The following is a 20,059-nucleotide window of genomic DNA, read 5'->3' on the forward strand; positions in this document are numbered from 1 at the left end:
GAATTAAAACGTAAGATTAAGTTTAATACCAGTACTACGTGTCGGAGGGCAAGAATTGCTTTCAAAGCCGACACTGGTATTGCCAGATCCCATGCTACTTTCAGGATCAATCTTAGCCTGATTGTTTTTCGACAACCAAAGAATGGCAACATTACTGCTAATTAATGAAATCTTAGCATCTTCTATAAATTTGATACGCGATATGATCGATTTAGGCAAGGAGTATGTCAAATGAATCTCTCTCAGTTTCAAATAAGATCCATCGCAGATATCCAATTCTTTATTTGAATAGTAAGAATAGAACCATTTATCAGCGCTAACTGTTTTTGCATTTGGAGTTCCATTGGCCAGCACACATGTTTTGTTTGCCAAAACATCTTTACCAACTACTACGCCATTCTCACGGATGCTTCCGGCTGCCGTGTAGTCAAGAAGACCTGTATAGGTTGTGAACATCTGTGTTTCAGAGAAGAAATCACCACCTTTACGGTAGTCAAGCAAGAAACCAAAAGACAAATTCTTATACGAGAATTCGTTGTTCCAGTTTGCCAACCAGTCAGGAGTAACATCCCCAATCTTCTTGCCACTTACAGTTGTCGGGAGCCCATTCGTGCCGATAATAACACGACCTTGATCATCTGTTTTGAATCCGGCTCCATAAAGAGACCCCCAAGACTCACCAACTTTAGCATAATTATATACAGCCCAATCTGAATTAATGGTATATGTATCCAATCCTTCGGCAAGTGCTACAACTTTACTCTTGTCTTTAGACCAGTTAAAACTTGTTGTCCAGTTAAATCCATTTGCATTTTTGATAACGTCTGCTGAAAGTGTGACTTCCATACCCTTATTGGTAACCTTTCCTGCATTGATCAAGGAATAACGATAACCTGTGGAGGTAGGAACCTCTACTGTCATAATCTGATCCGTAGTGGTTTTTGAATAAAATGCCAAATCCAAACGGATTCTATTCTTCAAAAATGCAGCCTCAACACCCACTTCTTTGGTATTTACACTTTCTGGTTTCAAATTAGGGTTATTCAAAGTATGCGACCTATAATATTGTCCTACACCATTAATAGTAGCACTTGTTGGTGTTGCTTCAGATGTAGGGTTTATATAATTAAGTCCTGTGCGATATGCTGTTGTTGCATTACCTATCTGTGCTAAATTAGCACGAACTTTCAAATAACTCAGTGCATCACTTTTTAGCGAACTAAATGTTTCTGTAGGAATCCAGCTTAAACTTACAGAAGGATAGAAAAATGCATCTTTAATTGTAGAACTCCAATCATTACGAGCACTTACTTCCAAATATGCCTGACTTGCATAACCAATAGAGGCATTAGCATAAACCGAATTAGATCGTATATGTGAATTATCCACCAAGGTAAATGGAGATCCAGATACATTAGCCATAGTATATAACCCTTTAATGGTAAGACCATTTGATTCTGTTGCTCCTTGAGCTGATTCACTCCATGTCATATCCCTGTAGTTTGCCCCAGCCAAAGCATCCACAGAAAATTGACCAAATTTCTTATCGAAATAAGCGATAAAATCAGCATTTAATTCGTGACGGTCTTCCAATGTTTGACGGAACCATCCTTTAGGACAATCTGTGCTATACAGAGTTTTCTGGAATGTTTTGTCAAAATAGAAGTCATATCCCGCTCTACCTTCAAACTTCAGCCAGTCAGTTGGTTTGAAAAATATTGACCCTTTTGAAATCACACGATCGCGGTCATAGCTGTTTGTGTTATTATATAAGTTGTAATAGGGGTTAACGTGGAAAGCCTGGATCCAGTTGTACGGATTACCAGTTACAGGATCCGTTTCAGAATAATGAGCTTTCAAGTCCTTCATGTCTACCTGACGACCAAACCATTGCATCAAAGACTGTAGTGGGTTTGAAGAAGAATAACCGGTAGCCATAAGGTTATCACTTTGTACTTTGCTATATGTAACCGAGAAATCGGAACTGATATATTTGTTGAAATTATAAAGTCCGCTCAACGATACATTATATCTCTTTTGATCGGTATTAGGAACTGTACCTGTTTGATCACGATAACCTATGGATGCACGATAAGATCCTTTTTCACTTGAATTACTGAAAGAGATATCGTGGCTTTGAGAAAGACCTGCTTGGAAAAAGTCTTTTATGTTATTGGGGTGAGAAATCCAATCGGTAGACTGACGTACACCATTCACTATCGGACTGTTGAATTGAGGAATCTTTAACCCGATATCCAAACGGGGACCCCAACTTTCATCATCGGCATCATTGAAACCACTTCCTTTTCCATCAACATAGTTGAAACCTGCACCAACATCAGCAGAGCCGGCATAATTCCCGGTAGCATAATCCTGATAGCTTGTTCCAGCAGGAACATCTCCTGATTTTAGATATGCATTGTAGTAATATTCCGATCCTTGATACCCTTGACCGTATTTATTCTGATATTTGGGCAAATGATATATATTATCAACGGTAAAACTGCCATCGTAATTAATTTTCATCTTACCAGTAGAACTCTTGCCTTTCTTTGTTGTAATAAGAATTACACCATTCCCGGCACGCATACCATAAAGAGCAGCAGAACCACCTTTCAATACAGATATATTTTCAATATCATTCGGATTAATATCGTTCAGACCAGAACCCGTATCCAGAATACCTTTACCATCACTACCATATTGACTTCCAGCACCACCATCCATAGGCACACCATCAATTACTATCAATGGGTCATTGCTGTTGAAAGAAGAGTTACCACGTATTAAGATACGTTGCGAAGCACCCACAGCCCCTCCGGCCTGTGTAATCTGAACCCCAGAAATCTTACCTTGCAAAGCATTTGCCACATTTAACTGTGAGGTTTTATTTAACTGATCAGACTTCACATCCTGAACTGCATACCCTAAGGCTTTCTTTTCCTTTGAAATTCCCAATGCGGTAACCACAACTTCACTAATCTGTTTTGAATCGCTGTTCATAACAACTCTCATACCAGATTTAGCATCCATTTCTGTGGTTATCATCCCCACATAAGAGAATACCAATTTTTTACCATTTGCAGGCAAACTAACCGCAAACTTACCATCCGAATCAGTAATAGTTCCGGCACTTGTACCCTTAACTAATACCGTAGCACCAATAACAGGTTGACCATCGTCAGCAGAGACAACAGTACCTGTGATTTTTGTTTGAGCCGAGGCCCAACTCATGCCTATTAAAAGGCAAAGCAAAGTAATCGCTTTTCTCATAGGTTTCACTTTTTGTTAAAATTCACTCTTTTCCGTTCTTTTTATTCTGAAAAACGCAGCAAAGGTATAATAATGCATTTTTATTTCCAAATTTAATATTTTCATATTGTCATCGTTAGCCTCCACATTTATTCATTTTGTAATATTTATTGCATCATTATACGTAATTCGAATACAAAAAGACAGTTTTGGTTATCACAAATACAAATTCGAAAGCCAACACTGTCAAATATAAATACATCAATCTGTTTTACTGGTATTTACAACATATAATTCCTAAAAAAAACTCACCCAAGCGTACTAAAACACTAACTCACTGAATAATACAACACACACTGATTTTCAGCACTATAAATAATTATACAAAACGATATGCACCATCATAAATTTAACACAAGCAAAAACATCCAACAGCCTCAAACGTATATGATTGTAAATCAAAACTTAAAGCAACTTATTTAGCAAAACTGGGATTAATTGAATTTTAAATTGTCGTAGTTATATGCTAATTATTTATAATTTACAATATTTCAATCATATTATTTTTCAATCACCCGGATTTGATTAAAAGTAAACGCTAAAAGGAAGATATTTAAACCGCAAATTCTTTAAATATCAGCGTAGTTTCTTGTGCACAAAATTGACAATAATAAAAATTGGACAAATCCCATGAAGATGGTATTTTGATACCAAACGTATGGTATCGTACAAAATGGCATAAAAAAAGCAGTTAGTAGAGATTCTACTAACTGCTTTTATAACTTAATATTTTATTCTAATTAACGGCTTCCGCCTGCCCACCAAACTTTTTCGGAATATACATATTGTCCATTACCATATAAAGCTTCAACATTCGGGTTAGCTGTTACATCAGAAGTTCCATATCCGTAGCGCAAAGGGAATTTGCTGCTATTTTTAGGATTGCTGAGAGGAATAAATGACTGTTGACCAAAAGCCTGAAGTCTACGATAGTCATTATAACTTTCAAGAGCTTCACCTTCTCCTCCATAAAATCCAAGATATTTTTGAACCATCACTTCCTGAAGAGGATTGGCATCAAACAAAGGTTTAACCTTAGAAGTAATATAAGTTTGAATTTGAGTATCAGAAATAGCTGTAGCACCAAGATCCTGCTCTGTATTTACATCATCTACTAATGTTGTAATCTTTGTAGAAATACAACTTGAGATAGCTTCCTGCAATGCTGCCCATGCATTTGTATTGTCATTAAGTCTCGCATAAGCTTCTGCCTTTAAGAATTGTAATTCATGATAGCTTAACAAGTTAGTCGGCATTTTAAATGCTACGCTATATACAGAAAGATCGTATGAGTCCATTGCTTCATCGGCAGTTCCATTTGGAGCTGCATAAATTTTTGCCGGATTCGTTTGCAAATTCCAGCTAGCATCCATAAACAAAACATTAGCACGAGGATCATTTCTGGCAGTTAACTTATCCAAGAAGCTTTGGCTTACAGAAAAGTAATCACGGTCATAATAAAATTGAGCGAATGGGCTTGCTGCAGCTGTTCCTTGTCCCTGATAAACTGCATATTTCGCATCTTCATCAGCTGATGTAAATGATTTATCAGCCCAGGTGATGATGTTGTTCAGATCAGTTGTTTTATCTGTGCTTCTATAAAGCAGGTGCATTGTATAACGAGCTTTCAGACCATAAGCAAATTTGGTCCATGCTTTAGCACTTCCACCAAAAAGCAAATCCTGACCTCCCAAAGATCCCGAGAAAGCGCCATCTTTACCTGCCAAATCTGTTATAGCTGCATTCAGATATGCAAAAACAGCCGCATAAATATCTTTTTGTTTATCGACAGTAGGCTGAAGGATTGACAAATCACAAGCCTGACTCCATGGAACATCACCAAAAAGGTCCGTCAGGATAGCAAGGTTATAAGCAGCCAATACTTCTGCCACACCTTTTGTTACCTGGTTTCCGGCTTCAACTCCACCTGTAGAACACTTTGCAATTACTGTTTTAGCATTTTTTAGGTTTTGATAAAGAGTCTTCCATGAATTATCATAAGTAGATGCTGAAGTTGGCTGTGTATTGCGGGTTTCAGCATCCCACATCTGGTTATAGGTTCCAACTTCATGCTCCATATATACAGATGCATAAAATGAAAGATCGGATCCTACAATATTAAATGCTGTAGATGTTTCAATATCTGTAATAATAAATTTCGACGTTACATCTTTCGCATTATCCTTATTCTCATTAATCTTATCCATAACATCTTCTGAACAAGACGACAAGAATGCTATTCCCAGGGCCAGAAACGCCCATTTTGATATATTTATTTTAGTTTTCATATTGTGTCAATTTTACAATTAGAATTTAAAATTCAGACCCAATCCGAAGCTTGACGTTTGAGGCAACGAAAAACGCTCAAACGCGCCAGCCATATTTGTATTCCCCTGAGATGATTCCGGATCTAAGTTTGGATATTCTGTCCAGATGAGAATGTTACGGGCAAAAAGAGTCAGATCCAAATTGGTTGATCCCGATTTTAGCAACGGATAATTCAGAGAGATTTCACGCAACTTCACAAAAGAAGTATTGTAAATTGATGATTCGTCAATACCATTGATTGCAGAATAATACTTTTGCAAAGTAACCTGTGTTGTGTTCGGAGTTCCATCTTCATACACACCCGGAACTACGATTTTAGCGTCACGGTTAGACGTTTCTTTGCTTACTCCATAATAGTTCAACAGTCCGTTTGTACCACCATACATTTGGCCGCCTTGTTTCCAGCTTACAACTGCACTGATCGTACACTTCCACAATCTCAAAGAAGTGTTCATGTCAAGTTGAAAATCAGGAGCCACACGACCAATAACCTGCATAGGACCTGAAATTGGCAAACCATCGCTACCTACAACTAAGTTTCCTTTAGCATCACGCTGATAGCTTGAACCGTAAATTACCGGGAATTTTTCACCAATCTGAGCTCTTACCTGAGGAGTTTCAAATCCACCGAGGAAGATACTACCTACGCCAGGAGCCAAAGCATCAACATAGTTGTCCATTTTAGTCCAGTTGAAAGCGATAGTCCAGTCTGTATTCTTCTTTTGAATCGGATGTACAGACAGGTTCACCTCATGTGTGTTTGTATGAATTTTACCACCATTTGTTACATATTCGCTTGATCCGGTTGAACCAGATAATGGAACATTAAAGATCTGATCTTTAACATTTTGTCTTGAATATGTATAGCTCAAACCAATCAGATTATGGAAGAATTTCAAATCGACACCACCTTCATACGAAATTGTATTCTGCGGTTTCAATTTGGGGTCATAAACCACTGTATAAGGAGTAAACGCATTTATACTATTAACAGGATATACGATTGGTGTTCCACCCCAATATCCTCCGCTATAAACCGGTACAGAATAGTAATTTTGAGTATAAGTACCTGCCTGACCAACTTCCGCATATGAAGCTCTCAGCTTAGCGTAGCTCAACACCGAATTATTTCTGAATGCATCGAGTTCTGACAGGATAAAGCCTGCAGAAACTGAAGGATAAAAGAACGAACGATTACCTCTTGGCATGGATGACACATAGTCTTTACGACCGGTAGCATTCAAATAAAGCATATTCTTCCATGTTGCAGAAAGATTGGCAAAGAAACCAACCGTACGATCTCCCAACTGAGAAACATAATTATTCTTGGTAACCGTGTTATTCAGATTGTTCCAGCCCGGAAAATTGAATGTTTGTCCGGTAGCATCCAGATATTTTGTTTTTACATCGTTTATTTCATTACCGAGCAATGCAGCAAAGTCCCATGCTTCGTTAAGTTTATAGGTATAATTTGCTGTCAACAGAGAGTTGATGGTCGTCTTTTTATATGTTTGGTTTTCAGCTGAGCCCATTCCTCCCTGGTGGCCATAACCCCAGATTGTTTCATAAAGTGTACTGTATGAATCGGCACCGATTTGATATTTCACATCCAACGTTTGGTTTTTAGTTCCGAACGCGGTGCTGTAATCAATAAATCCATTTCCAAAGAAGCGGTTTGTTCCTTCCGTGAAACTATTATTGTTTTTGTCCGTAGACCAGTAAGCTGCATCAAACCCGGCAGTCGAGCGATACGTATTTTCTTTATAAGGATTACCTGCATAAAAACAAGGAATACCTTTCAGGTCATAAGAAGCAGGCGCCGGATACACTGTAGCCACGATACCGTCATTAGCTGATGTTGATTTATCGATATGGTTTTGGGTGTAGTTGGCCGTAAAACCAGTTTTCCAGTGGTCATCCAGTTTCGTTTCTGCTGTTGCTTTTGAGGCAAAACGGGTCATGCCAGTGCTTGGCACAATACCTGATTGTTTTGTTCCTGACAGAGAGAATGAATATGTGGTCTTATCCAATGCCTGACTTATGTTCACCGAGTTGCTTGTAGTATAGCCTTCACGGAAGAAATCCTTCACGTTATTGTATACCTGAGGTTTTACCCATGGATCCAATCCTGCATTAGCACGTTGAGGAACATAATACATTCCGGGATGAGGATCAACTCCGTTGCTTGTATATTTGTTTGCGGTTTCGCCTCCATAACCCGCATCTTTAGGTAAGTCTACAATTTTTGGTCCCCATGAAGTAGAGGCTGTTGGTGAATACGCGCCATTAGAACCCTGTGCATATAAAGTTTGAAGCTGTGGGTAACGGGCAATCACATCCACACTATTGTTTGTGGAGAAAGTGATGACGGGTTTTCCTTTTGCAAGGTTTTTCCCACTTTTAGTAGTAATCACAATCACACCATTCGATGCACGTATACCGTAAAGCGCAGAAGCAGCCTGTCCTTTCAACACAGTCAGGCTTTCAATATCGCTCGGATCAATATCCATCCCACGATTTGAGTAGTCAGCTCCTGTAACACTATTTCCCGTCGACATATCGGATGACGAAGCGACAGGCATACCATCAATAACATAAAGAGGAGTATTGTCGCCTGAGAACGAACGGGCACCACGAATTGTGATCTGTGCTGAAGCCCCCGGCATACCGCTTGATGGAGTCACAGATACACCTGATACCTTACCATCAAGCGCACTTGATAATCCGGTACTCCCTGCTCTGCCTAAATCGGAACCTTTGACATCCTGAGCGGCATAGCCAAGAGCCTTTTGTTCCTTTTTAATACCGAATGCTGTTACAACTACTTCGTTAATCTGTTTTGCATCAGATTTCATTGTCACTTGCATTCCTTGTTTTGCTTCTTTTTCAACGCTCAACATCCCTACATACGAAAAAATCAATGTTTTTCCATGTACAGGGAGGGAAATTGAGAACTTTCCATCTGTATCAGTAATTGTACCATTGCTGGTTCCTTTTACTAATACTGTAGCCCCAATCACAGGCTGGCCATCATCAGCTGAGACCACCGTTCCCGAGATTTTTGTTTGAGCCGAAGCCCAACTAATACCTATCAATAGGCATAGCAGTGTAATTGTTTTTCTCATAGGATTCACTTTCTGTTAAAAAACGCGATTAGTTTATACTCGTAACTTTTAAAAAACGTGCAAAGATAAACCCATCTTTTTTCTCATACAACCCAAACAGTTTCAATTTGTTATTTTTTCTTGACAAAAACAATCACTATGTAATATTTAATGCATCTTTATACTTAATTGTGGCATCATGATTACGTATTTTATTGCACATATTCCAACATGTAAGTATATACAATTAAAATATAAAGCATTTATTTGAAGTACAAATCATTACATTTACAAAAACAGTATATACTAATTGCATATATATACTTAATCAATGGCAATATTAAGAAAAAGCAGCGATTATTAAATTAACAGCACAACTCAGAATAGATTTAATCATATATAACAAATGTGAGATTAATTACAAATTGAAATAATACACCCATATCCATATCAAATAGCATGCAATAACACCCTATTTTATATACAATTTCATAGCTTTGATCCAAATTATTCCAAATAGCACTTAAATTTTAAAACAAAGATCAAATCTACAAAAAGCTACAGACCCATATTTGCATTACGCAGTAAATCTCACATCATCTTGTTGTAATACAGCACAAAAAAAGGCCTCACAAGGAGGCCTTTTAGAAAGGTGATTCAAATTAACTTATTACTTAAATGTAATAAACGTTTCGTCTTCGTTCCAACGAGTTCTTCTGTAACCATCAACCAGATAAGTAACACCCGGAGATTTGGATTTCTTCAGCTTGAAAGAAATACGATCACTCATTACCCCTGAAGGCATTGATACAGAATTAAGAGTGACTTTTCCTTCTGTTATAGTGATTGTATCAATAACCGCATTTGTTGTAACATTTAGGTTTTGAATAATACCCGTTGTAGAAAAACTAAGGCCTGTCACATCACAAGAGATTTTTGATTTCAGAGTCCTCAGAGTACTTGTCGGATGGAATGTCGGAATGTTAGAAGTAGTTCTCAACCACATTTGAGTAGTCGAATTATCGGAGGTATTATAAGTACCCAATGTATACATGGAAGTTTTGCTTACCAAAGTATCTGCATTTGTGTTTCTAATCCGTACTCTCCATTCTCCCGACAAAGGATAAATCGGCGAATAATCCACTTTGGGATCCGAATATGTTTCGCAGCTCACAAAAGTAGCAGCAAAAACACACAGTAAAATTAATGATCTTATTATTGATTTCATACGCATATTTTTTGACAAATTATTATTTCATATCTTACTTGTGCCACCACATCTTTTGATAAAGCGGAAGTACAGTCGGAGTGTTTGGATTATAATCAGAAGATGTCTTGGGATACAAGAATCTGTGCGGGTATTGTCCTGCTAACAATACAGAACCCACAGAAGGAGCCAAAGTTCCTGTTACATAGCTTGAATTAATTACCGCAATTCTTGACTGATCAGTTACAGTTTGAGCTCCTAAAGCAGGAATACCTGTACGGCAAATATCAAAGAAAGCATTCCAAGAGTCGGTACGAGCCGATGAAACCCATTTTTGCATAAGAATACAGTTCAACATAGAATCTGTAGAGGTTGCATTGAATGCATAAGCACCACCTGCAGCCAAGAATGCTGTTGCATCATAACCCCAGCGAGAGAAAGCTGCTTTTACTGCTGTCTCATAAGCTGTTTTAGCCTTTCCCGAATCTCCAATTCGTGCCCAAGCTTCTGCCTGAAGGAAATAACTTTCAGCTGCTGACATAAAATAAACCGGGTCTGTCGCGGCCAACACTGCTCTTGAATGAACAGATGTCGGGAAAACATTTGAGCTAAATGTTGTAATTCCATAAGTTCCCTGATCCAAACCTCTATAATAGGGTTTCTGATCTGCCGGAACATCTATAATTTTATCCGCTGCTGCGGTTGCACCAACCTGAAACATTTGGGAGGTAGGTTCTGCAAATGCTGCAATACGAGGGTCATTGTTTGCCTTTAGGAATTGAACCAAGGTCGCACTAACACGGATATTGGTGGTAGTGTTCAACTTACGACGATCATTTTCAAACAGAGGGTTCGATTTATTTTCCTGATCAGTAAAATTTGTCATTTTTGCATCAACGGCCAATAAGTCTCCTTCTGTAAGTAAAGCTTGAATAGCAGCCTGATTTGTTGTAAAATCGCGCATAAGGATTTTCAACTTCAGAGTCTTTGCAAACTGAACCCACTTAGTAATATTGCCAGCAAAAACCATATCTTTTGAGCCCATACTCACTTGAGCTGCAGCATCAGTTTTCTTTGCGATAGCAGCATCTAACATCGCGATAATCCCTGCATCAACAGCTTTGCTTTCATCATAAGCTGGAGTCAAATTGTCACTTCCCTTCAATGCATCGGTAAAAGGAATTTTCTCAAAAAGGCTCACCAACATATTAAAGTCAAATGCAGTCATTACTTTCGCCGCCATCCAATAATTCCATGTACCAGCAGCTTCTGATTGTGATATCACAAGTTTAAGATCCGGTAATGCTCCTGTATAAATAGAAGACCAGTAGCGTGTAAAATAGGTACTACTGTTAGACAAATTATACTGATCAATAGTATTGTACTGTTGAGAAGTATTGTTTTGAGAATAATGTTGTGCCCAATAGGCTCCAACCAATTGAATATCACAACCCAAAATGGAAGCAGACCAGGTTGTACCGGATGATAACAAAAGAGGTGTGCTTGCTGAAGCCGGGTAATTTGGATCACTATTAATATCCAGATAATTTGTGCAGGCCGAAAGCACGAAGGCAAGCAAAAATAACCCCAGGCAATAGTTTATAATTTTTTTCATATTGATCTGTTTTTATGTTACAGAAAGGAATATTTATAAAAAATCCCTTCTTATACTGTTAGAAATTAAGTTTTAATGACGCGCCAAGATTACGGACTGTAGGAGCTGATGAAAATTCTCCAAAGTTCGACAGTACGTCGTTACCATAGTTTGACTGATCGGGATCAACAAAATTATTTTTAGCCGGAGTCCACATTAAAAGATTTCTTCCAATCAGACTAATCTGAGCATCTTTAATAGGTGATTTTGCAAACCATTTTTTAGGCATTGCATATGTCAGAGTTACTTCTCTCAATTTCACATAAGTTTTTGGAAGCACACAATTGCTTTCCATTCCTTTATTGTTTGTAGAGTAATTCCAATAATTATTAACACTTGTAGTCATAATTGGAATATCGTTCTCTGCATATCCACCTGAAGAAAGCTGTTTTACCGAATTAGGAACCAAGAAAGGTTGGCGAGCATTAAACATAGTGTTGGTGCCATTACCATTCCAATCAAGCATACGTGCAGTGTTGCTGTAGAAATAACCACCCTGACGATAATCCAACACAACACTTAAAGTCAATGTCTTATACTTCCATGTAGAAGTAAAGCCCATTGTAAAGTCCGGAGTTGATGAACCAATAGTGGTAAATTCGGTTGATGAGACCTGAGGAAGACCATTTGCGTTTACAATAACTTTCCCATAATAAGGAGATGTTTTATCCGAAACAGTAAGGGTTTTTGGCACCTGGAACTGTCCGAATGCCTGTCCTTTCAGCATTACATAATAAACATCATACGCACTAGTCAAAAGATAGCGATCTACATTATCCCAAAGTTCCTTAGCTTTACTCCAGTTCTTTGCAAAAGTAACGCCTACTTCCCATTCAAAATCTTTACTTTTCAAAGGAGATCCATAAAGTCTTGCCTCAATACCCTGATTATTAATCAAACCAACGTTTCTAACTTTGTAGACATAAGCTGACTCTGGTGCTACGTTGGCCTGAATGATTTGATTTTTTGTGTTTTTGTTATACCATGCCAAATCTAAACCTATACGATTTTGAAGCATCCGAAGATCCATACCAAATTCAACTTCTGTTGAAATTTCAGGTTTCAAGTTCTGATTGTAAATCGTATTAGAAAGAGTAAGACCCGAAACTCCGTTTAACGGGGTATATAAGTTACCAAATCCTAAAGTGATCTGGGTTGGCACAAATTTGCTATTTGTCAGATAAACATCAGCGTCGTTACCAGTTTGCCCTATACCGGCACGAAGTTTCAAATAGCTAATCGGGGTGTTTTGCAAGGATTTAATAGCATCTGTCAAAATTACAGACCCATTTACACCTCCATAGAAGAAACTGTTTTTACCTTTAGGAAGAGTAGAAGACCAGTCATTTCTGGCAGAAATCCCCAAGAATGCCCAATCTTTATAAGAAATGTCTCCCTGAGCAAACAAACCTACAAGTCTACGGTTAGATCTTGAAGAAGTAGTTGTTGGCAAAGCTGTACCATTTGAAAGATTATACCAGTTTGGTACGTCAATTGATCCCTGATAAGCATCAATGTAATAAGTTCCCCGTTGATTCAGGTTCCAACCTGCAGTACCGGTTACCCTAAAGTTCTTCCACAGGCTGTAATCAGCGTTAAGCATAAATGTCGCATCGAGCTGATTCAAATTTACATTGTATTCTTCGTAGTTTCCCGGCACTGAAGATTTTCCGTTCAACAACACCCAGGAGGTAGATGCTGGTATCATCTGTGCAGCCCATGCTCTTTGTCTGGAGTTGGTAAAGTCACCGCCCAAACGACCTACAGCTTTAAGTCCTGAAGCCACATCATAGCTTAACTCAACATTACCGTATACGCGGTCATCCTGATACACACTTTGGTTATTTGCAATAATCCAGTAAGGATTCTGAGCATAAGCAGTATAGAAATTGTCGGTATTGTTATACGGATCATTAAAGTTTTTCATTGACAAATAAGGCACATCCACCGGAGTCTGAATAAGATCCTGGAAGGTTGTAGCACCGGTAGCGCCACCCTGTCCACCTCTCACATTTCTGATATCCTTGCGAACATAGCTAATATCTGTTTTAGCATGAAATTTCTTAAAGTTTGCATCACCGCGAACAGAGAATGTATTTCTGCTGTATTTATCAACGTTTGTAGGAAGAATACCATCTGAAGTAACATTGTTGTAAGTCATCACAAATGAGGTATTCTGATTCCCTGCCGATATGCTGATATTATTGTTTAGTTCCAACCCATTATCATAAAAATCGCGAAGATTGTTTTTTACATATCCAAAGGGTTTAACACGCTGCACACCGCCTGAAGCCACCGGAGTATAAATCCCCTGTGAATTTAAAGGAGCACCCCAGGTACGCATCATACCATCCAAGGCGGGACCCCACGACCCATTTTCCTGAAGACCTGGCTCATAAGTACCGGCCTGATTAAGTAGTGGCCATCCTTGTCCAAACATGTTTTCAAATTGAGGAACGCGTAGTACATTAGAGACTGTAGCTGTACCGGTATATGACACTTGCAGTTTTGAGTCAGTAGCACCACGTTTTGTTGTTATTAAAATAACACCATTTGCAGCACGTGAGCCATAAAGAGCTGTAGCAGAAGCTCCTTTTAAGACCGTTACAGAAGCAACGTCATCGGGATTGATGTCACCTGCCTGATTACCAAAGTCGACTGCCTGATTTGTAGTTGCGCTACCCATAAAGCTATTCTGAATGGGCACTCCATCTACAATATACAAAGGCTGGTTGTTGTTGAAAGATGTGAAACCTCGAATGATTACTTTTTCTGAAGTACCGGTACCACCTGAATTTGAGATATTCAAACCGGCAACTTTTCCAGTCAAACCATTTGTTACAGATACCGGAGTTGCCCGGTTAAGTTCATCTGCTTTTACAGTAGATGCTGCATAGCCCAAACTTTTTGAAGAGCGAGAGATCCCCATTGCAGTAACTACAACTTCGCTAATCTGACGGGAATCAGACTGCATTTGTACCTGCATAGATGACTTCGCTGTTAGTTCAACCGTCTTCATCCCTACGTATGAAAACACCAAAACTTTAGCATTTGCAGGTAATGTCAGAGCAAACTTACCATCTGCATCTGTAATCGTACCGGACGAGGTACCTTTTACAACGACAGAGGCTCCGATAATCGGCTGACCATCGTCAGTCGAGACCACTGTCCCTGTCACTCTGGTCTGAGCCGCAGCCCAACCAATGCTTATTACTAAGCATAACATCATCATTAATTTTCTCATACCTTTCACTTTTAAGTTAATTTTCACCTTAAATTAGTCTGTTTTTCAAAAATGTCAACCACAAAAATAGAATCTTTTTCCTTTCGTTGCAACTATTTGACTATAAAAATGTGCTTTTTATACCAATTTGTTTCTCTGCTCCCAGTTATCATGTTCAAATATCTACACATACCTCAACCGGAAGTCCCTGAAGTAAGCACTTAAACAGCTATTTTATTGTTATTTACTTATTTATTCAGCAAATAATAGCGCATCATTTTAACGCAGTGTTAATTATAAATAACATACACTTACAATACCTAAATAATATTGCTTCGAACTGCAATTTTATTATAACATTAATATTTAAGCGCAGTTTTTTAAAAACGAAACCGCGTGTTTATTGAATAAGAAGAATAATCGGCGTTTCAATACTGTTAATATTTGTATTTATATTACCGAACGTATAAATAAAAAGAGGCAATACGGAATGTATTGCCTCTTTTATGAAAGTGTCTTATAATTTATCAATTACCGAGAATTGAATGGACTTTTTGCGCCAATGATTGAAATGCGATTGACATAGGAGACTCGTCATTGAGAGAAATCGGAGAACCGGCATCTCCACTTTCGCAAATGCTTTGAACAAGAGGGATTTGGCCAAGCAATGGTACGTTCATCTCTTCGGCCAGACGCTTGCATCCTTCTTTTCCAAAGATATAATATTTGTTTTGTGGAAGTTCTGCAGGCGTAAACCATGCCATATTTTCAACAACACCCAAAACCCGAACATTAATTTTATCATTTGTGAACATGTTGACTCCCTTTCGAACATCCGCCAAAGCGACCTCCTGTGGGGTTCCAACCACGATAACACCAGATAAATCAACCGTTTGAACCAACGTAAGGTGAATATCTCCCGTTCCCGGAGGCATGTCGATAAACAGATAATCGAGCTCACCCCAAGCGGTGTCGTTGATTAATTGCTTCAGGGCGTTGCCTGCCATCGGGCCCCGCCATACCAATGCGTTCGCCTGATCAACAAAGAACCCGATCGACAAGACTTTGATTCCGTATTGTACAACGGGCTGGATCATTTCTTTACCATCAACTACCTCAACCGTGGGGCGATCATCTTCCACACCAAACATTTTAGGAATGGATGGGCCATAAATGTCTGCATCGAGAAGACCTACGCTGAATCCGAGATTAGACATTGCCACAGCAAGGTTGGCCGCTATGGTAGACTTCCCTACCCCACCTTTGCCGGAATAGACAGCAACGATATGCTTCACTCCTTTCAGCGGCTTTTCATCTACCGGCTTTGGAGCTTCAGTAAACTTCACGGCGATATTGCCCACAATTTCCACCTCTGACCCGATATACGTATGAATTGCCTGTTCGCAAGCCTTAACCAACGATTTGGCAAAAGGGTCGTTTTGTTTCGCGAAGACCAGAGAAAACGAAACTTTGTTTCCTTCTATACGAATATTGTCTTCGACCATATTGCTGCTCACCACATCGACTCCGGTACCCGGATAGCGAACATGAGCAAGCGCTTCAAGAATTAATTTTGGATATAATGTCATGATTATTTACAATTATCCCGAAGCTAATCGGGGTTACAATTTCAAATCTGCTCATGCAGACTGAATTCAAGTTTATATTAATCGGTAAGATTTAATTCACTACGTTTGTTTCTTCCATAGCTGCGATAAGGATCCAGCTCTATTTCAACCTCAGGCTCTTTCCATTCATCTTTGGGATCCAGTTCAAAACAGATATATTTTATCGTAATACCACGAGCCAGCCATTGTTGTTCATAATAGGTTTTAATAGATAAGATCGCGTCATCCAGACGCTGTGCATAAATATCATCGCACAAATCGACTACCTTCAGCTGATTTTCGGCAACAACTGCTTTGGTATAGGTATACATAAAATTGCTGTCCGACTTGAGATGAAGAAGACCTCCCGGTTTCACAATACCGGTATAACAATTTAAAAATCCGGTACTTGTAAGTCTTTTCGTCTTCTTTTTCATTTGAGGATCCGGAAATGTCAACCAAATTTCGCTAACCTCATCCTTATCAAAGAAATAAGGAAGCATTTCAATATTTGTACGGACAAAAGCCACATTCTTCATTCCACAATTGAAAGACTCTTTTGCACCTGTCCAAAGACGAGCTCCCTTTATATCAATGCCAATATAATTTTTATCGGGGAAACGTTTACCCAGCTCTACTGTATATTCGCCTTTGCCACACCCGAGTTCAAGTACTATCGGATTGTCATTGCCGAAAAATTCACGCCAACGACCCTTCATTTCACATTGCTGTCCGGCGCGCAGTTGTTCCGACGGCACCTGAAACACATGTTCAAGTTGTTCTAACTCTCTAAATTTCTGTAATTTGTTTTTCCCCATATTATAATTGCAAAGAGGCACAAAGATACTCAATTTTCGAGCCAAATAAAATGCAAAGAAGATGTTGGCAATGAATAAAGTCAGTATCTTTGTTCTCACTGTTCTAATACAAACGGGAAATGAAAAACAACCTTATTTTTTGCTGCCTAATAACCTTTTTATGCATATCCTGCACAGCAAAACTCCCCTCCGATTACCAATCTATCAACAGAGCTCCATCTCTCTACCCGGATTATACAAATCTTTCAATACCCTGGAACATTGCTCCGCTGAATTTTCTCATAAAGGAACCGGGAGACGACTTTATCTCAGTGGCATATTCCCGGAAAGGAGATAAACTGCAAGTAGATGGTCAGAAAGTAGAATGGAATTTACAAAAATGGCATCAGCTACTCGAAGACAACAAAGGCGATACGTTGTATGTGGATATTTATGTAAAAGGGAACGACAGATGGCACAAATTCTCAACCATCAGAAATTACATTGCCCCCGAGAATATTGATGATTATATTTCCTACCGGTTAATCGAACCCTCGTACACCATTTACGAATATCTTACCATCAATCAGCGGAATCTAACGAACTTTAAGGAAGAGGTTATATACAACAACAGTCTGTTATCCAAGGGAGAAGATGGACAATGCATCAATTGCCACTCGTATCAGAATTATAACAAAACCGGCAAGATGCAATTTCATGTGCGCCAAAACAAAGGAGGAACAGTCATTGTAACCCCTAACGGCATAAAAAAGGTCGACTTAAAGACAGAATATACCATGTCAGGAGGTGTGTACCCGGCATGGCATCCATACAAAAACTTAATTGCTTATTCCGTAAATGATATCAGGCAATATTTCCACGACTACAACAAAGAAAAAGTGGAAGTGATGGACCTAAAATCGGATCTGATACTGTATGATGTAGATAAAAACGAGGTGCGCGAGATCTCTGCCGATCCCAACGAATTAAAAACATTTCCGGCATGGAGCCCCGATGGAAAGTATCTCTACTATGTAGCCGCCCAATATCCTCAAAAATCAACATCCGGGGATACGATAAGAAAAAATTACAAAAAATACTATTACAACATCTACCGAAAGGCATTTAATCCTCAAACATTGGAATTTGGAAACACAGAAATGATTTTCGATGCCGCATCAATTCACAAAAGCGCCACTTTTCCAAGAGTGTCGCCCAATGGCAAGTATCTATTATTTACTTTGGGCGAATATGGCAACTTTCATATATGGCACAAAAGCAGCGATTTATATTTAATTGATTTGAGCAATCGTGGGGTATCACCTATGACGGAGCTAAACAGTCCGGATGTGGACAGTTACCACTCATGGTCGTCCAATGGAAACTGGATTATCTTTAGTTCTCGCCGTGAAGATGGATCATACACCAGACCATACATTGCCTACTTTAAAAACGGCAAGGGGCATAAACCCTTCGTTCTACCACAAAAAGACCCCAATTTTTACACCGCATTATTTAAGTCGTTCAACATCCCCGAATTTATGGTAAAACCGGTAGCTGCAACACAACGCCAACTGATACAGGCCATTGACAAAAAACCTACAAAGGCAACCTTTTACAATCCCAAAAACAAACAAGCCCTGAAAAAAGATACTATTGACGCCAAACACTACTTTAACAAGTAGCCATCTTTGTCAGAAAGGATAAAACTGAGGATTGCTCATCTCTTTTATCGCCACGCACTCGATCTCTATCAACCATCCCGGGCGGCAGACGGGAGCCAGCAGAATCACTTTCGGGATTGACGGATAATGCGCCTGCATATAAGAGTGGACAAATGCATAATCGGCAACATCCCGAAGATAAATAAGAAGATGAGCCACATCCTTCATATCGCACCCTGCCTCTTCTAATAAGACAGAAATATTTTCAAGCACTCTGGCAGTTTGCTTTTCAATATCTCTCAAATATAAAATATCGCCGTTATTGTCGATACTGGCTGTACCTGAAATATACACATGACACCGATCACCGTACAAGACGGCAGTGCCTCGTTCAAAAGTGACTCCATATTCACTCGTAGAGTTGAGATGACTTGATCCTTTCAAATACTGAATTTGCTCCTTCTTCAGTCCCAGAACAGCATAAGCATCCATCAAAACAAGAACCTCGGGATGAATGTGTCTTCCCTCAATGCCAGTACTGGCTATATAATGTGTTTGCAGCGTGAGGTTTTCTTTTTCAAAAAAGGTCTTTCGGGCTGTAACCATGCCCGCATACTGACGATCGACGTCTTTCACAAAAAGCCAGGTTCGAATGCAATTTGACTCCAGGCAGGCATTAAGCTTGTTTAAATATGTTCCATACGCATCAAACACCGATTTTGTTTGTTGCTCTACAGTTCCCGCTTGTTCGTGTAATTGTGCATGAAAAACATGAGAATAGTGAGGCCGCTTCACTAATGTCCCGTTCCCTTGCATTTTCCCTAAACTAACATTTTCTATTCCGCACAACCACAGCACCACCTTCGAGCCCGACAACGGAGGTTGCTGCACCAGAGAAACAGCTTCATCACCTCCTGCTGGCAAGTATTCTGCCTGATTCGCAACATCGGATACAAAATAGCGTTTCCAGACCAGGGCAACATCTCGGAATGCTGATTCAGACAAAATACGAGACATTCCCAGATGTAAGCAATCAAACTGCTTTCCGGCCGGGAAAGCGGATTCCGTCAACTCCAAAATTGCGTGTAAAACAGCTGCTTGATTCGGTTTTCGATAGATGCTACAAGTCGCCTTTACCGACAAGTCATCATATCGTATCACAC

At 39.2% G+C, this 20,059-nt stretch carries 10 protein-coding genes; 1 reads left to right on the forward strand and 9 read right to left on the reverse strand.

All coding sequences use genetic code 11. The features are described 5' to 3' along the window. Positions 1–3: 3 nt before the first annotated feature. The 8 genes from PJIAN_RS02080 to trmB all read right to left on the reverse strand — a co-directional run bounded on the left by PJIAN_RS02080 (position 4) and on the right by trmB (position 17,253). Positions 4–3,273 (reverse strand): SusC/RagA family TonB-linked outer membrane protein, encoded by a 3,270-nt coding sequence (locus PJIAN_RS02080; RefSeq protein WP_068701540.1) that lies wholly within the window; start codon positions 3,271–3,273, stop codon positions 4–6. Positions 3,274–4,052: 779 nt separating this feature from the next. Then, positions 4,053–5,600 carry a SusD/RagB family nutrient-binding outer membrane lipoprotein gene (locus PJIAN_RS02085; protein ID WP_068701542.1) on the reverse strand — a complete coding sequence of 516 codons (1,548 nt, stop codon included), beginning with the start codon at positions 5,598–5,600 and terminating at the stop codon, positions 4,053–4,055. A gap of 18 nt (positions 5,601–5,618) precedes the next feature. Beyond that, complete coding sequence (locus PJIAN_RS02090) at positions 5,619–8,765, reverse strand: SusC/RagA family TonB-linked outer membrane protein (protein WP_068701544.1); 3,147 nt, start codon at positions 8,763–8,765, stop codon at positions 5,619–5,621. Positions 8,766–9,414: 649 nt separating this feature from the next. Continuing rightward, positions 9,415–9,972, reverse strand: a complete 558-nt coding sequence (locus PJIAN_RS02095; RefSeq protein WP_172795558.1) for a lipid-binding protein — start codon at positions 9,970–9,972, stop codon at positions 9,415–9,417. 34 nt (positions 9,973–10,006) lie between these two features. After that, positions 10,007–11,566 carry a SusD/RagB family nutrient-binding outer membrane lipoprotein gene (locus PJIAN_RS02100; protein WP_068701548.1) on the reverse strand — a complete coding sequence of 520 codons (1,560 nt, stop codon included), beginning with the start codon at positions 11,564–11,566 and terminating at the stop codon, positions 10,007–10,009. 58 nt (positions 11,567–11,624) lie between these two features. Next, positions 11,625–14,849 (reverse strand): SusC/RagA family TonB-linked outer membrane protein, encoded by a 3,225-nt coding sequence (locus PJIAN_RS02105; protein WP_068702688.1) that lies wholly within the window; start codon positions 14,847–14,849, stop codon positions 11,625–11,627. A gap of 506 nt (positions 14,850–15,355) precedes the next feature. Continuing rightward, on the reverse strand, positions 15,356–16,417 hold the full coding sequence (locus tag PJIAN_RS02110; protein WP_068701550.1) for an Mrp/NBP35 family ATP-binding protein: 1,062 nt from the start codon (positions 16,415–16,417) through the stop codon (positions 15,356–15,358). 77 nt (positions 16,418–16,494) lie between these two features. Next, the gene (trmB, locus tag PJIAN_RS02115) at positions 16,495–17,253 is read right to left on the reverse strand and encodes a tRNA (guanosine(46)-N7)-methyltransferase TrmB (RefSeq protein WP_068701552.1); all 759 of its coding nucleotides are present in this window, start codon (positions 17,251–17,253) and stop codon (positions 16,495–16,497) included. A gap of 119 nt (positions 17,254–17,372) precedes the next feature. On the opposite strand from trmB, the gene PJIAN_RS02120 reads away from it, so the two are divergent. Beyond that, positions 17,373–18,917, forward strand: coding sequence for a TolB family protein (locus tag PJIAN_RS02120; RefSeq protein ID WP_084252217.1), 1,545 nt, complete (start codon positions 17,373–17,375; stop codon positions 18,915–18,917). 9 nt (positions 18,918–18,926) lie between these two features. Here PJIAN_RS02120 and PJIAN_RS02125 read toward each other — a convergent pair whose 3' ends face one another. Next, complete coding sequence (locus tag PJIAN_RS02125) at positions 18,927–20,057, reverse strand: Rid family hydrolase (protein WP_236714360.1); 1,131 nt, start codon at positions 20,055–20,057, stop codon at positions 18,927–18,929. Positions 20,058–20,059: the final 2 nt, after the last annotated feature.

Origin of the sequence: Paludibacter jiangxiensis, assembly GCF_001618385.1 — a bacterium.
Taxonomy (GTDB): domain Bacteria; phylum Bacteroidota; class Bacteroidia; order Bacteroidales; family Paludibacteraceae; genus Microbacter; species Microbacter jiangxiensis.

What these genes read in the sequence shown, in the direction of transcription:
- PJIAN_RS02105 (WP_068702688.1), bottom strand. Translation starts at nt 14,849, where the DNA reads ATGAGAAAATTAATGATGATGTTATGCTTAGTAATAAGCATTGGTTGG.
- PJIAN_RS02110 (WP_068701550.1), bottom strand. Translation starts at nt 16,417, where the DNA reads ATGACATTATATCCAAAATTAATTCTTGAAGCGCTTGCTCATGTTCGC.
- PJIAN_RS02095 (WP_172795558.1), bottom strand. Translation starts at nt 9,972, where the DNA reads ATGAAATCAATAATAAGATCATTAATTTTACTGTGTGTTTTTGCTGCT.
- PJIAN_RS02090 (WP_068701544.1), bottom strand. Translation starts at nt 8,765, where the DNA reads ATGAGAAAAACAATTACACTGCTATGCCTATTGATAGGTATTAGTTGG.
- trmB (WP_068701552.1), bottom strand. Translation starts at nt 17,253, where the DNA reads ATGGGGAAAAACAAATTACAGAAATTTAGAGAGTTAGAACAACTTGAA.
- PJIAN_RS02100 (WP_068701548.1), bottom strand. Translation starts at nt 11,566, where the DNA reads ATGAAAAAAATTATAAACTATTGCCTGGGGTTATTTTTGCTTGCCTTC.
- PJIAN_RS02080 (WP_068701540.1), bottom strand. Translation starts at nt 3,273, where the DNA reads ATGAGAAAAGCGATTACTTTGCTTTGCCTTTTAATAGGCATGAGTTGG.
- PJIAN_RS02085 (WP_068701542.1), bottom strand. Translation starts at nt 5,600, where the DNA reads ATGAAAACTAAAATAAATATATCAAAATGGGCGTTTCTGGCCCTGGGA.
- PJIAN_RS02120 (WP_084252217.1), top strand. Translation starts at nt 17,373, where the DNA reads ATGAAAAACAACCTTATTTTTTGCTGCCTAATAACCTTTTTATGCATA.